Genomic DNA, 14,395 nt, shown 5'->3' on the forward strand with positions numbered 1-14,395 from the left:
GAGCGTTGCTGGAAAAAAAGCGCATCAATCTTACACAGATTTTTTACCTTCGAGCGGTCATCAGCTGTCGGCTTTCAATTTGCCCGTCGTCAGGTACCAATGACGGGCGTTTGGGTCTTCTACCCGCAGAAGTGTGCGGTAATGGGGCCAGCTCAATTCGGAACGCACTGCGTTCCAAATGCTCCTCCCTGTTCGAATTCGATGATGTGCCGCCCGATCTGCCAGCAGGTCTGAGCCTGAAGTGTATCGACGGCACGCAGCACCTTCTGGCGAGCCTGGCGGATCAGTTCACCTAGCTCATTAATCAGAGGAGCAAGCTTTGGGTCGTCTAGGGGGAGAAGTGAGGTCATCGAAATGTCAGCCGTGAGAATGGGCGGACCAAAAGGATGCTCTGGACGACGTTTCGATGATGCAGGGCGAGTCTGATTAGGTGGGAGGAAAGCCGTCCGATTCTTGCAGGACGGGTTTGACGCCGCCTGATCTTGGCTGACCCTGGCTTGTAGGAGCTATCCCGGGATGGCGTCATCCACTGCCGACGTCCTCATAAGGAGGACGATCATCAGATCGGATCTTGGGCTAGCGCCTTGGACGCGGCGACATAATCGGCCTGGAACTGCTCACTCTCCACCCAATCCAGTGCGGTCTGCTCATCGACGCCTTTGGTCAGGCGACGGTATTCGATCAATGCAGTAATGATGAAGTCGGTCGCTTCGTCCTCACCTTCCTGTTCCAGCACCAGCGTCAACAATGGATAGGCCAGGAACGCTTCGCACATCGCCTTCTGGCTGACCTTTTCAGCTGAGCTCATGATTTGGAACAGCTCCGTCAGGTCCACGGATTCCAGATCGATGCGCTCATCGTTCGGGTCCAGGAAATCGTTCGGCGCAGCAGCACGCTGAATGCGGTTCTTCTTGGCTTTCGCCTTGGCGCGCTGGTTTCGTTTCTGCTGTTTGTTTGCCGATGACATGGGGGGGGCAGACTCCTGGCATGAAAATAAGGCGATCTATCCTACAGCTTCAGGGCAACCACTTCGAATCTCAATCCACCACAAACAATGTGGCACCCAATGAGGTTGAAGAGCTCGACGCGCCGTCACAGCTCCCGTAAATCCCAGGCAATAAAAAACCCCGATCAATTTCTTGATCGGGGTTTTCGGTATTTGGTGCCCAGAGACGGAATCGAACCGCCGACACGGGGATTTTCAATCCCCTGCTCTACCGACTGAGCTATCTGGGCAACGGGGCGCATTAAACGGGTTTTTCAGGGGGTCGTCAAGCACGTTATCAAAAAATATTTAATTATTACCGTCGCTTACGATCCGCCCCGGTTCTGGGTGGCCTATTCGGACGGCGGCACGTAGCCTTCGGCCTTGGCGTATTCTTCGCCGGAAAAGAACTTTTCCATTTCGCCTTGAAGGTATTTGCGGTCTTCGGCGTTCATCATGTTCAGGCGTTTTTCGTTGATCAGCAGGGTCTGGTGTTTTTGCCAGTCCGCCCAGGCCTTGGCCGAGACATTGTCGTAGATGTCCTGGCCTTTGACGCCCGGGAACGGCGCGCGCTCCAGGCCTTCCAGTTGTTCTTTGTACTTGCGGCACATCACGGTGCGGATCATTGCAACTCTCCTGCGTTCAATACGGCGGCCGCGCGTTCGAGCAAGGTCTTGACCGGGGCGGCGAGGCCCAGGCGCGGCGGGGTGGCGAGGTTATACCAGAGCCAGTCGGCCTCGGCCACGTGATGGCCGGTTTCCCGGACCCGGACCAGCCAGGGTTCGATCGCCAACTGAAAGTGGCTGAAAGTGTGTACCAGGCTCGGCATCTGCTGATGATTGCCCAGCTCCAGCGAGTGTTGCAGGGCCAGGTGTTGCAGGTCGTCGAGGTCGTCGAGTTCCGGCAGGCTCCATAAACCGCCCCACAGGCCCGTGGAGGGGCGACGATAAAGCAGAATCGCGCCTTCGCGGTTGGCCAGCATCGGCATCAAGGTGCGTTTTTTGGGCACATCCTTGCGTGGCTTGGGGATCGGGTAGCGGGTCTCCAGGCCGAGCATGTGGGCTTGGCAGCCTTTTTTAAGCGGGCAAAGCAGGCAGCTGGGTTTGCTGCGGGTACAGAGCGTGGCGCCCAGGTCCATCATCGCCTGGGTGTAGGCGTTGACCCGGTCTTGAGGCGTGAAGCGCTCGGCAGTCGCCCACAGTTGCTTCGCGACCTTCGGTTCGCCCGGGTAACCTTCCTGGGCGGTGAAGCGCGCCAGCACCCGCTTGACGTTGCCATCGAGGATCGGTGCCCGCAGGCCCATGCTGATGCTGGCGATGGCGCCGGCTGTGGACAGGCCGATCCCCGGTAATTCGGTGAGTTTTTCCACGTCGCGGGGGAATTCACCGCCATATTGGTCGACTACGATCTTCGCGGTTTTCTGCAGATTACGGGCGCGGGTGTAGTAGCCCAGGCCGGTCCACAGGTGCAGCACTTCGTCTTCCGGCGCGGCGGCCAGGGCTTGCACGGTGGGCAGCGAGGCCATGAACCGGTCGAAATAATTGAGCACGGTGCTGACCTGGGTCTGCTGCAGCATGATTTCCGAGACCCACACCCGATACGCAGTGATGTCTTGCTGCCAAGGCAAGTCGTGGCGCCCGTGGCGGTCGAACCAGTCCAGTACGGCGCTGGAAAACTGCTCGGCTGTCATCGCTTGAACAACCCCTTGAGCGCGTCCTTCAGCTCGGGGCTGACCTTGTCGCCGAGCTTCTCGTCGATCTTCTCATTGAGCTTGTCGCCGAGGCGGTCGCCGGCCAGTTTCGCGGCGACTTTGCCCAGACCCTCGTTGTCCAGCCGGCATGCCTTCGCGCCCAGCTCCAGCGGACCGCGGCAGCGTAACGGCCATTCGACATCGACGTAACGTTCGTTGACCTGGCAAGCTGGGTCGGGCATGTCGCTCTTGTCGCCTTCGATGATGATGCCGACGCGGTAGTCCATGCCCAGCACACGCAGGTCGATATCGCCGTTGCCGTTGACGGTCATGCCAGGGATACGGACCTTCAGGTCCGGGTTGCTGGCCACGCCGCTGCGGAAGGTGAGATTGCCGTTGAGTTGCTCGAACGGGGTGTCCTTGCCCCGGGGCTCGCCACTGAGGGTTTTACGATTGAGGGTGGCGATGCCTCGGCACAATTGCTGCTCGAGGTTGGCATTGAGCAGGACACCGTCGTTGATGACGAACCCGGCAGTACCGTTGAGGCTGTCGATCAGGGCCTTTTGGCTGTTGCCGCTGGCGGTCACGGCGCTGTTGAGTGTCACCAGGCCTTTGACGGGCGGATTCTTGCCCTGGCTTTCGATGATTTTCTCGGCCGGTACCCGGTTGATGCGGGTTTGCAGGCTCAACTGCGGCGTGGGCTGGCGCACGTCCAGCGTGCCTTTGACTTCGAAGTTGCCGTTATACAAATCGCCCCGCAGGTTTTCCAGGGTCAGCAGGCCGCCCTGGCCGGTGGCCTTGAGGGCGGCATTCTGGATCGGCAGTTTATCGAGGGTCAGTTGGCCGAAGGTCAGGTCGGCATCCAGGTCCAGTTTGCCCAGGCGTTCGACCGGAAACAGCCGGTCGTTGCTCCAAGCGCCCTGGGTGGGCGCGCTCGGCAACGGTGTGCTGCCGGCGCCCGCCATGGCACTGGCTTCGGTGTTGCTGACCTCCGCCTCTCGGGCCGCCTTGGAACTGTCGGCCTCGGCGGATTTTGGCGGCAGGTAGCGGTCAACGTTGAAGGTATCGGCCTTGAGCTGCGCACGCAGTGACTGCTTGGCAAAGTCTTCCACGGCGATACGACCGCTGAAGGTGCTGTCGTCGATTTTCAGGTTGATGCTATTGAATTCGGCGCTGGTCGGCGTGGCCGCAATACGGGTGACCAGTTCGACTTTGCTCAAGCTGCCTTCGGCCATGGCCGGCAGTTTCTGACCGACGCCGTCGACGAATTTCGCCAGGTCGAATTGGGCGATCGACATGCCGCCGCTCAGTTGCGGGGTCTTGTCCAGATCATTGACCTTCAGTTCGCCCAACGCCCGCAGTTGATTGATGGAAAGCTTGATGCCGGTCCATTCGGCGACGTTCGCCGCTTTATCCAGGAGTAGCTGCCCGTGTGCCGCGAACGTCACGGTCTTGCCTTGCAAAGGGTCGCCCGTGGCTTCGCCGGACAGCTTCAGGTCTTCGAACTTGTAGCGCTGCAAGGCGCGCTCGAAGCGCAGCTCGCCCGTGACCTCGGTGCGCACCCGCACGGCTGGCTGGTTGCTGGCCAGGAATGCGGTGAGAGTGACCGGAATGTTGGTGGAATCATGGATCGGGCCAGTGCTCAGTTGGATGCTTTCGGCGGTGAACTGCCGGCCGGCCTGCTCGTCGGTGTATTCGACCCGGGCGTTGTTCACGGTCAGGCTGTCGATGTCCAGGCGGGTTGGCTGGGCCGGTTTCTGCGCCGGGGGGCTGTCCCCAGGGGCAGGCTGTTCGGCCGGTGCCGGGGCGTTTGCCGTGGTTTTAGAGGCGGGTGCCTTGCCGATGTCTTCCCAATTGCCGTGGCCGTTCTTGTCACGGTTGAGTCGCAGGTTCAGGCCTTCGACGCGCACGTCGCTCATCTGCACTTCGCGGCGCAGCAGTGGAATCACGCGCACGGAAAGGCCGAGCATCTGCAGGTCGGCGAACGGTTGTGTCGGGTTTGCCAGGGTGGCGACACTGGCTTCGTGCAACTCCAGACCCAGCCACGGGAAAAGGCTCCAGCCGATGTCGCCATTGAGGGTCAGCTCAATGTGGGCCTTGTCGCGGGCTATCTGGCGGATCTCTTCTTTATAGTCGTTGGGATCGAAGAGGTGGGTCAGGGCAAAGCCCAAGGCCACAATGACCAGCAACAGCCCGAGAAGTACCAGACCCAGGATTTTGCCGAACGCTTTCATGGGCGAGTCCTTGTAGGTTGAGTTCAAAATTTAGCCTGGGAGTATAACGCCCTGACCTAGTGGCGCGTTGGGTGATCGTTCTTTCTGACAGGCCTGTGGGCCATGGAACCGTGGCGAGGGCCGCGCTGAGCTCCCGGATCTAGGCCTGCTCCAGTGCCAGTTTCAATTTGGCCGCCAGCGCCTGGGCTTCCAGATGACCGGATGGGGCCAAGAGCTTCAGTTCGGCACCGTGTTGCGTAGCCATTTTCCGGGCTTCGCTGACCAATCGTTCCGCCACCCCACGACGACGGGTGACGTTTCGCACGCACATTTGGGACAAGTGCCAGACGTCCTGGTGCCGTTGCAGCCGTGCGGCACCGAGCAACCGGTCATTGAAGCGGGCTGCGATCAACGCGCCGTCCTCCAGGCATTTGTGTATCAATTGTGTGCCGTCAGTGAACGGCTCGAACAGCCAGGCCGGGGCATCCTGGTAGATTTTGTGCAGGTCCTGCCGGTCCCGACAGGTGGCGTCATTCAACTGCTCGACAACGATGGGCATATAAATTCCTGAAAAATAAACGATTCACGCCCTACAGAAAACGTGCAATGGCGCGATAAGACAGAAGATGTAAAAAAGGTGATAGCACTTTGGCTTTTCTGTCATAAGCAAATGGTAACCTTTACCCGTTCGCCCGTCCTTCTGCGACTCAATGTCGCACCAAAATGAAGCTTCACCAGAAAATACAGTCGCGCTTTGCGTGCAATAAGGCTGAGGGTGATGCATGGCTGGCGAGCCATACCAATAACTGGGGGATACATAATGAGCACGAGCATCACGGCGGACGGCTTTGCCGCCCAGCCTGCGTTCCTCTCCAAGGAACGCATTATCGCCAAGCCCGGATTCAACCGGTGGCTGGTTCCACCGGCCGCACTGGCCATCCACCTTTGCATCGGCATGGCCTACGGCTTTTCGGTGTTCTGGTTGCCGTTGTCCAAGGCACTGGGCGTCACCAAGCCTGTAGCCTGTGCACCGGACATGAGCTTCATCGCACAAGTCTTTTCATCCCAATGTGACTGGCCGATCTCGATGCTCGGCTGGATCTACACCCTGTTCTTCATCTTCCTGGGTTGCTCGGCAGCCATCTGGGGCGGCTGGCTGGAACACGCCGGGCCACGTAAGGCTGGCGTTGTATCGGCCTTGTGCTGGTGCGGCGGTCTGCTGATTTCCGCGCTGGGTATCTACACTCACCAGATATGGCTGATGTGGGTCGGCTCCGGGGTAATCGGTGGTATCGGCTTGGGGCTGGGCTACATCTCCCCGGTTTCGACGCTGATCAAGTGGTTCCCGGACAAGCGTGGCATGGCCACCGGCATGGCGATCATGGGCTTCGGCGGCGGCGCGATGGTAGGTGCACCGCTGGCTGCAGCGCTGATGAGCCATTTCTCTTCGCCGACTGAAGTGGGCGTATGGCAAAGCTTCCTGGTCATGGCCGCGATCTACTTCGTGTTCATGGTCGGTGGCGCCCTGTCGTACCGCGTCCCGCCGACCGGCTGGAAGCCTGAAGGCTGGACCCCTGCACCGAAGAAAGCTGCGAACGCGATGATCACCCATCGTCACGTTCACGTGAACGTGGCCTGGAAAACCCCGCAGTTCCGTCTGGTATGGCTGGTGCTGTGCCTGAACGTATCCGCCGGTATCGGCATCATCGGCATGGCATCGCCACTGTTGCAGGAAGTGTTCGGCGGCAAGTTGCTCGGCAATGACTTGCCTTTCGGTCAGTTGGATGCTGCGCAGCTGGGTCAGATCGCGGCCATTGCGGCCGGTTTCACTGGTCTGCTGAGCCTGTTCAACATCGGTGGGCGGTTCTTCTGGGCATCCTGCTCGGATTACCTGGGTCGCAAGAACACCTACTTCGTGTTCTTCGCCCTGGGCTTTGCCCTGTACGCGCTGATCCCGAACCTGGGTCATCTGGGCAGCGTCGCGCTGTTCGTGGCGGCGTTCTGCATCATCCTGTCGATGTACGGCGGCGGTTTTGCCACCGTGCCGGCCTACCTGGCGGACCTGTTCGGTACGCAAATGGTCGGCGCGATCCACGGTCGGCTGTTGACCGCTTGGGCCGCAGCAGGCGTGCTGGGTCCGGTACTGGTGAACTACCTGCGTGAATATCAGCTGAGCATCGGCGTTGAACGCGCTGCGGCCTATGACATCACCTTGTACATCCTCGCCGGCCTGCTGGTACTGGGCTTCCTGTGCAACCTGATGGTCCGTCCGGTCGCCGACAAGTACTTCATGACCGACGCCGAACTGGCCGCCGAACAGGCGCTGGGCCATGACAAGGGCGCTGACAGCACCACTTCGCTGGAGTGGAAAGCCGCGCCGGGCACCAAGCCTTTGGCGATCGCCGCCTGGTTGGTGGTGGGCATTCCGTTGGCGTGGGGTGTCTGGGTAACCCTGCAGAAGACGGCGGTGTTGTTCCAGTAATGCGCTAGCCCGAACCCGCTGGGGTGAGGGCGAATCTTGTGGGAGCGAGCCTGCTCGCGATGAGGGAGGGTCAGCCAGCATCATTGTCGGCTGATCCACCGCTATCGCGAGCAGGCTCGCTCCCACATTTGTTTTGGGTGATGGCCACAATTGCTTGTACGGACATGTCTATCGCCGACAACCCGTCAGGGATATCACCTCCCGTGTTTCTGTTTGCCGCTCGCGCCCCTATAATGGCTGCCTTTTTCGCCCAATGATTTTGCGGAGCTGGTGATGGCCGAACGTAAGGCGTCTGTCGAGCGCGACACTCTGGAAACCCAGATCAAAGCCTCGATCAACCTGGATGGCACCGGAAAGGCCCGGTTTGATATCGGCGTGCCTTTTCTTGAGCACATGCTGGACCAGATCGCCCGTCATGGGCTGATCGACCTGGATATCGTCAGCAAGGGCGACCTGCACATCGACGACCACCACACGGTGGAAGACGTCGGTATCACCCTGGGGCAGGCCTTCACCAAAGCCATCGGCGACAAGAAAGGCATCCGTCGCTACGGCCACGCCTACGTGCCGCTCGATGAGGCGCTGTCGCGTGTGGTCATCGACTTCTCCGGTCGTCCGGGCCTGCAAATGCATGTGCCGTACACCCGTGCCACCGTTGGCGGCTTCGACGTGGACCTGTTCCAGGAATTTTTCCAGGGCTTCGTCAACCACGCCAATGTGACCCTGCACATCGACAACCTGCGCGGGCACAACACCCACCACCAGATCGAAACCGTGTTCAAGGCTTTCGGCCGCGCGCTGCGCATGGCCGTGGAGCTCGATGACCGCATGGCCGGGCAAATGCCCTCCACCAAGGGCGTCCTGTAATGCAGACGGTCGCGGTTATCGATTACGGCATGGGCAACCTGCACTCGGTGGCCAAGGCCCTCGAGCACGTGGGCGCCGGCAAGGTACTGATCACCAGCGATGCCGACGTGATTCGCGAAGCCGACCGGGTGGTCTTTCCCGGTGTTGGTGCGATTCGTGACTGCATGGCCGAGATCCGTCGCCTGGGCTTCGATTCGCTTGTGCATGAAGTCAGTCAGGATCGTCCGTTCCTTGGCATTTGCGTGGGCATGCAGGCCTTGCTCGAGAGCAGCGAGGAGAACGACGGCGTCGATTGCATCGCGATGTTTCCAGGCCAGGTGAAGTTTTTCGGCAAGGATCTGCACGAAGACGGCGAGCACCTGAAAGTCCCGCACATGGGCTGGAACGAGGTGAAGCAGACGGTGGATCACCCGCTGTGGCACAACATTCCGGACCTGGCGCGCTTCTACTTCGTGCACAGCTACTACATCGCGGCCGGTAACGCCCGGCAGGTGGTGGGCGGCGGTCACTATGGCGTCGACTTCGCCGCGGCCCTGGCCGACGGTTCGCGCTTCGCCGTGCAGTTCCATCCGGAGAAGAGCCATACCCATGGCCTGCAGTTGCTGCAGAACTTCGCCGCGTGGGACGGGCGCTGGTAATGGCCCGCAAGAAACCGCCGATCCTCACCCTCACGCCCGAGCAGGAAAGTGAGGCGAACCTCAAGATCCAACGGTTCATGGAGGATCGTTTTGAACTGGACCTGGGTTCGTTCGAAGCGGCGGAAATTCTTGAGCTGTTTACCCGCGAAATTGCTCCGCACTATTACAACAGGGCGATTTTCGATGTGCAGACGCACCTTAAAGAAAGGTTCGAAAGCATCGAAAGCGACTTGTGGGCGCTTGAGAAGAATTAGAGCAGCCGCAAGCTTCAAGCTTAAAGCTGCAAGAATTGAAACGCGTGCGTGCTTGCAGCTTATGGCTTGCAGCTTGCAGCTCTTTGACGAAGGAAAAGCATGCTCATTATCCCCGCTATCGATCTCAAGGACGGCGCTTGCGTACGTCTGCGTCAGGGCCGGATGGAAGACTCCACGGTGTTCTCCGATGATCCGGTGAGCATGGCCGCCAAGTGGGTGGAGGGCGGCTGCCGTCGCCTGCATCTGGTTGACCTGAACGGTGCCTTCGAAGGGCAGCCGGTGAACGGCGAAGTGGTCACGGCCATTGCCAAGCGCTACCCGAACCTGCCGATCCAGATCGGCGGCGGTATCCGCTCGCTGGAAACCATCGAACACTACGTCAAGGCTGGCGTGAGCTATGTGATCATCGGCACCAAGGCGGTGAAAGACCCGGCGTTTGTCGCTGAGGCTTGCCGCGCCTTCCCGGGCAAGGTCATCGTTGGCCTGGATGCCAAGGACGGTTTCGTCGCCACTGACGGTTGGGCTGAAGTCAGTACCGTGCAGGTGATTGACCTGGCCAAGCGTTTCGAGGCCGATGGGGTGTCTGCCATCGTCTACACCGACATCGCCAAAGACGGCATGATGCAGGGCTGCAACGTTCCGTTCACCGCCGCCCTGGCCGCCGCCACGAAGATTCCGGTGATCGCCTCCGGCGGCATCCATAACCTGGGCGACATCAAGGCGCTGCTCGACGCCAAGGCGCCTGGCATCATCGGCGCGATCACCGGTCGCGCGATCTACGAAGGCACGCTGGATGTCGCTGAGGCCCAGGCCTTCTGCGATTCCTACAAAGGCTGAGGACTGACCATGGCGCTGGCCAAACGCATCATCCCTTGCCTGGACGTGGACAACGGCCGGGTGGTCAAGGGCGTCAAGTTCGAGAACATCCGCGACGCCGGCGACCCGGTGGAAATCGCCCGTCGCTATGACGAGCAGGGCGCGGACGAGATTACCTTTCTCGACATCACGGCCAGCGTCGACGGCCGCGATACCACGCTGCATACCGTCGAGCGCATGGCCAGCCAGGTGTTCATCCCGCTGACCGTGGGCGGTGGCGTGCGCACCGTGCAGGACATCCGCAACCTGCTCAACGCCGGTGCGGACAAGGTGTCGATCAACACCGCCGCGGTGTTCAACCCGGAATTCGTCGGCGAAGCGGCCCAGCGTTTTGGTTCGCAGTGCATTGTCGTGGCCATCGATGCCAAGAAGGTGTCCGGCCCGGGCGAAACCCCGCGCTGGGAAATCTTCACCCATGGTGGGCGCAAACCCACCGGCCTGGACGCCGTTGAATGGGCGAAGAAGATGGAAGGCCTGGGGGCCGGTGAGATCCTGCTGACCAGCATGGACCAGGACGGCATGAAAAACGGTTTCGACCTGGGCGTCACCCGCGCCATCAGCGATGCCCTGGGCATTCCGGTCATCGCCTCCGGCGGCGTTGGCAACCTGCAGCACCTGGCCGATGGCATCCTTGAAGGCCATGCCAGTGCGGTACTGGCGGCGAGCATTTTCCACTTCGGCGAATACACCGTGCCGGAAGCCAAGGCTTACATGGCGCAGCGCGGAATCGTCATTCGATAAGCTGGCACAACCGAGCCCCGATGCTCACCTCAGGGGGCGACGGGGGGTTGCGTTTTGCGCCCGTGTTGCAGGGCTCAGTACGTCAACCCTCGGCTCGGATGCCTGGCCTGATTTGTCGTAGGCGATTGTGCAGAATTTCAGCGGCAGTTCTGCATCCGGAAACCAGAAATCCATGTAGGTGTGGGTCAGATACTGCTCATCCCTTGAGCAATCTGTGGTGTCCAGCGGGCCAAATTTGACGGCGTAGGTCCGGTACTCGCTACCGCGTGCCAGCTCCACGCCGACTCCGCTACTGATCGACAAATCGGGCTGTGCCGTTGGCGTGTCATCGAGGACTTCCACCACAAGGGACAGTCCATTCTTGATGAGTCCGACCTGCGCTCCTTGAGTCGCGGAATCAACGCCAAGAATGCAAACGAAATAGAAACCGGGCTGGGCGCCGATCTCGCTGTTGATAAACGCGTCGTTAGAACTTATTGCGTCGCTGTAGTAATGGCCACTTTCGCAGTCCTTCGCAGTGCGCACGGTCTTGTGGCGATAAAAAGCGGTGCTGATGGAGAAATGGTAATCCCATGTCGGAATTTCCATCGTCCCGTCATCCCGTTTTTTGAGCCTCTTGTACCTTGCGGGCTCGTTGGCATCAGCACTCACGGTAAACGCTGGATAAAGCGGACAAGAGGAAGTTGTCTCATTGGCAATGTGGCCTTGTACAAAGCATCCGTTGAGAAAGATCGTCGGGTTCCCATAAACGTTTTTGGGAATGGCCTTATAGACATCCCCAACCCGCGTACAGGGTGCATGTTCGTCGCATGGAGCGAAACCGGCCGCCAGGTTACCGGTGCCTATTACGCCTATTATCTCGTTGGAGTGACGATCAAGAATCGGCCCCCCTGAACTGCCGCCGGCTATATCCTGACAGCGTGTCATCACGTTGTTTCGCCATACCCATGGGCCTTCCACTATTTCCCGAGCAGGCTGCAAAGTGCAGGCAGCCATGCGCAATGTGGCGTTGTCGAAACCCAGCGGGGCACTCACGATCAGCACATCGGTCCCGTCGGCAGGCTTTTGCCGGGCCAGTTCCAGGGGCTGTATACCTTCCTCAATGAGTTTCTGAAGGCTGACGTCCAATTCTATGATCGCCAGATCAACGCCTTGCATACTGCGCCATGCCACCTTTTTCAGCGCGTAGGTTTTGAATAATTCGGTGTCGGCGAAGTAATCGAACTGCATGACCCCGCTGACCGGTTTATCCGTCACGATGTTGCCGTTGCCTTTTTCGATACAGTGTCCTGAAGTGAGTACATAGGCGGGTGTTGGTTGGGGTACCGATGCATCCTGAGTGTCGAGGAGCGTCGCGGTACAAGAGCCGTCGATAAACAGGCGTCCGACGCCCCGCCAGTGGTTGTGTGATCCATCCGCGTTTTCAAGGACCTTAGAGGCCGTAAAATTTTGCATGCCTTCGCCAAAGTCCTGGCTGTGGGCGATACCCTGCAAACTCAGCGAGCAGAGCAGGCCGGTCAGCAGAAAGGAGATCGATTTCATCGAGTGACACCTTTGGTTAGTTGAATGAAAACCGGCAGTGGCCGGTGTTCTCCAATTAATCAGGTAGGGGCCGACGGTTGGCGGTAAATAGTTACCTCAACGGTGAGAGTGCTGTTTTATATTTTGAGTCGTTGAGCCGCCTGGGCAGCAAAGGGCTGTGGACATGCTCGCAGGCCCGAGGCACTCTTGGGCACGCCATGGATTCGGGTAGCAGACATGTTCAGACGCATTCTTTTGGTTATTGCCAGTGCCTCTTTGTTGTTCGTCAACGGGGCACAAGCTCAAGATCGCCGTGACGTCGGCCTGGTGTTGCTGACGGAAAACTTCCCGCCCTACAACATGGCCAAGAATGGCAAAAACTTCGCTCAGGACGAGAACATCAATGGCATCGCGGTGGATATTGTCCGCGAGATATTCAAACGTGCCGATATCAGCTACAGCCTGACACTGCGTTTCCCGTGGGAGCGAATTTATAAACTGGCCCTGGATAATCCCGGGTACGGCGTGTTTGTCACGGCGCGATTGCCCGAGCGTGAAAAGCTCTTCAAATGGGTCGGCCCGATTGGCCCGGACGACTGGATCATGCTCGCCAAGGCTGACAGCAAGATTTCCCTGGACTCGTTGGAGCAGGCGCGTCAATACAGGATCGGGGCTTACAAGGGTGACGCGATTGCCGAGACCTTGGCCAAGCAAGGGCTGAACCCGATTGTCGTGTTGCGCGATCAGGACAACGCCAGGAAGCTGGTCAATGGTCAAATCGATCTGTGGGCCACCGGGGATCCGGCCGGGCGCTATCTGGCGCGTGAGGAAGGGGTGAGCGATCTCAAGACCGTGCTACGGTTCAACAGTGCCGAGTTGTACCTGGCGTTGAACAAAAACGTGCCCGACGACGTGGTCGCCCGCCTTCAAGCGGCCCTGGATGAACTGCGCAAGGAAGGTGCGGTGGACGCGATCATGGCGCGGTATCTCTGATCGCCGATTCGGTTCCGAATGCGCAAATCTGTGGGAGCGAGCTTGCTCGCGAAAGCGGTGGGTCAGCTTGAAGAGATGTGGAATGTACAGCCGTCATCGCGAGCTAGCTCGCTCCCACTGGTATTGTGGGTGTCTGCAAATAATGTGTTCACCATGGATCACTGTGGGAGCGAGCTTGCTCGCGAAAGCGGTGGGTCAGCTTGAAGAGATGTTGAATGTACAGCCGTCATCGCGAGCAAGCTCGCTCCCACAGGTATTGTGGGTGTCTGCAAATAATGTGTTCACCATGGATCACTGTGGGAGCGAGCCTGCTCGCGATAGCGGCGCCGCGGTTTGAGATCGAGCCCAACCGCTACCGATAAACCCCATCTTTGCCATGCCCAGCCATCGCCCGATTGCTGCGCAAGCTGATCATCGACTTGATGTCGATCCATTCGATGCCCTGGGCCTTGAGCCTGGGCAGTTCACGTTCGAGCACGGTCAGGGTCTGCGGATAGGGATGGCCGATCATCACCGCAGAGCCCTGCTGGCGAGCCAGCTCTATGGCGACCTGAAGCTGATGGGCGATGGCCGCTTCGGTGCGCTCATCGTCCAGGAACACATCACGTGACACGCTGGCGAGGCCGATTTTTTGCGCCTCGGCGGCGGCGACTGTCTGGGCGCTGGTGCGGCTGTCGACAAAGAACTTGTGTCGCTGCTGCAAGTTCGCCATCAACCACGCCATGGCCCGCGGCTGGGAAGTCATGCGGCTGCCCATGTGGTTATTGATCCCGCTGGTGAAGGGCACGGCGGCGAATGCGGCGTCGAGGCGTTTTCCCAACTCTTCAAGGGGCAGTTCCGGATGCCAGGCGAACGGCCCGGTGGCCGGGTCCATGGGCATGTGCAGCATGACGACCTTGCCGGCGCGATGGGCTTCGCGGGCGAGTTCGGCAGCGTGTGGCGTATCGGGCATGATCGCCGCAGTGACCGGGCCGGGCAGGGCCAGCACGCGGCGATCCCGAGGCAGGTTCTGCCCCAGGTCATCGATGATCAGGCTCAGGTAGGCCTTGTGCGGTGCCGGTGCCGGTGTGGCGGGCGCGGCAAAGGCCGCGCCAGCCAGGCAGCACACCAGGCCCAGGATGAAGCGCAGGCCCAT

Annotated in this window: 14 protein-coding genes, 1 tRNA gene and 1 pseudogene; 7 read left to right on the forward strand and 9 right to left on the reverse strand. The window is 59.7% G+C overall.

Annotation, left to right across the window (positions count from 1 at the left end):
- Positions 1-72: 72 nt before the first annotated feature.
- The 7 genes and pseudogenes from MKS85_RS24430 to panM all read right to left on the reverse strand — a co-directional run.
- A pseudogene (locus MKS85_RS24430) lies at positions 73-350 on the reverse strand (DUF1016 domain-containing protein); the annotation flags it as partial.
- 209 nt (positions 351-559) lie between these two features.
- Positions 560-967: a hypothetical protein gene (locus MKS85_RS24435; RefSeq protein WP_047226892.1), complete on the reverse strand. Its 408-nt coding sequence runs from the start codon at positions 965-967 to the stop codon at positions 560-562.
- Between the two features lie 193 nt (positions 968-1,160).
- Positions 1,161-1,236 (reverse strand) — tRNA-Phe (locus MKS85_RS24440).
- Positions 1,237-1,338: 102 nt separating this feature from the next.
- The gene (locus MKS85_RS24445) at positions 1,339-1,611 is read right to left on the reverse strand and encodes an oxidative damage protection protein (protein ID WP_047226893.1); all 273 of its coding nucleotides are present in this window, start codon (positions 1,609-1,611) and stop codon (positions 1,339-1,341) included.
- The gene (gene mutY / locus MKS85_RS24450; protein ID WP_047226894.1) at positions 1,608-2,675 is read right to left on the reverse strand and encodes an A/G-specific adenine glycosylase; all 1,068 of its coding nucleotides are present in this window, start codon (positions 2,673-2,675) and stop codon (positions 1,608-1,610) included. The genes MKS85_RS24445 and mutY overlap by 4 nt, the downstream gene beginning before the upstream one ends.
- Complete coding sequence (locus tag MKS85_RS24455) at positions 2,672-4,909, reverse strand: AsmA family protein (protein WP_188251779.1); 2,238 nt, start codon at positions 4,907-4,909, stop codon at positions 2,672-2,674. Before MKS85_RS24455 ends, mutY begins: the two co-directional genes overlap by 4 nt.
- 139 nt (positions 4,910-5,048) lie before the next feature.
- A complete protein-coding gene (gene panM, locus MKS85_RS24460; RefSeq protein ID WP_047226896.1) occupies positions 5,049-5,447 on the reverse strand; it encodes an aspartate 1-decarboxylase autocleavage activator PanM in 399 nt (132 codons plus the stop codon).
- A 261-nt stretch (positions 5,448-5,708) separates the two neighbouring features.
- Between panM and MKS85_RS24465 the strand changes: the two genes are divergently transcribed.
- The 6 genes from MKS85_RS24465 to hisF all read left to right on the forward strand — a co-directional run bounded on the left by MKS85_RS24465 (position 5,709) and on the right by hisF (position 10,746).
- Positions 5,709-7,370: an OFA family MFS transporter gene (locus MKS85_RS24465; RefSeq protein ID WP_047226897.1), complete on the forward strand. Its 1,662-nt coding sequence runs from the start codon at positions 5,709-5,711 to the stop codon at positions 7,368-7,370.
- A 273-nt stretch (positions 7,371-7,643) separates the two neighbouring features.
- Positions 7,644-8,237 carry an imidazoleglycerol-phosphate dehydratase HisB gene (hisB, locus tag MKS85_RS24470; protein ID WP_003186751.1) on the forward strand — a complete coding sequence of 198 codons (594 nt, stop codon included), beginning with the start codon at positions 7,644-7,646 and terminating at the stop codon, positions 8,235-8,237.
- Positions 8,237-8,875 carry an imidazole glycerol phosphate synthase subunit HisH gene (hisH, locus tag MKS85_RS24475; protein ID WP_047226898.1) on the forward strand — a complete coding sequence of 213 codons (639 nt, stop codon included), beginning with the start codon at positions 8,237-8,239 and terminating at the stop codon, positions 8,873-8,875. Before hisB ends, hisH begins: the two co-directional genes overlap by 1 nt.
- The gene (locus tag MKS85_RS24480; protein WP_047226899.1) at positions 8,875-9,129 is read left to right on the forward strand and encodes a DUF2164 domain-containing protein; all 255 of its coding nucleotides are present in this window, start codon (positions 8,875-8,877) and stop codon (positions 9,127-9,129) included. The genes hisH and MKS85_RS24480 overlap by 1 nt, the downstream gene beginning before the upstream one ends.
- Positions 9,130-9,228: 99 nt before the next feature.
- Positions 9,229-9,966 (forward strand): 1-(5-phosphoribosyl)-5-[(5-phosphoribosylamino)methylideneamino]imidazole-4-carboxamide isomerase, encoded by a 738-nt coding sequence (gene hisA, locus MKS85_RS24485; RefSeq protein WP_047226900.1) that lies wholly within the window; start codon positions 9,229-9,231, stop codon positions 9,964-9,966.
- 9 nt (positions 9,967-9,975) lie between these two features.
- Positions 9,976-10,746, forward strand: a complete 771-nt coding sequence (gene hisF / locus MKS85_RS24490) for an imidazole glycerol phosphate synthase subunit HisF (RefSeq protein ID WP_047226901.1) — start codon at positions 9,976-9,978, stop codon at positions 10,744-10,746.
- 24 nt (positions 10,747-10,770) lie between these two features.
- Here the strand turns inward: hisF and MKS85_RS24495 are convergent, their stop codons facing one another.
- Complete coding sequence (locus MKS85_RS24495; protein WP_310663151.1) at positions 10,771-12,288, reverse strand: serine protease; 1,518 nt, start codon at positions 12,286-12,288, stop codon at positions 10,771-10,773.
- Between the two features lie 216 nt (positions 12,289-12,504).
- Here MKS85_RS24495 and MKS85_RS24500 point away from each other — a divergent pair, with 216 nt between their 5' ends.
- Entirely contained in the window at positions 12,505-13,260 is a 756-nt protein-coding gene (locus MKS85_RS24500) for an ABC transporter substrate-binding protein (protein WP_076383350.1), read from the forward strand.
- 352 nt (positions 13,261-13,612) lie between these two features.
- On the opposite strand, the gene MKS85_RS24505 is transcribed toward MKS85_RS24500, so the two are convergent.
- Positions 13,613-14,395 carry a divergent polysaccharide deacetylase family protein gene (locus MKS85_RS24505; RefSeq protein ID WP_107323052.1) on the reverse strand — a complete coding sequence of 261 codons (783 nt, stop codon included), beginning with the start codon at positions 14,393-14,395 and terminating at the stop codon, positions 13,613-13,615.

The sequence above is a fragment of the Pseudomonas sp. JL2 genome (assembly GCF_031570495.1).
Taxonomy (GTDB): Bacteria; Pseudomonadota; Gammaproteobacteria; order Pseudomonadales; family Pseudomonadaceae; genus Aquipseudomonas; species Aquipseudomonas rhizophila.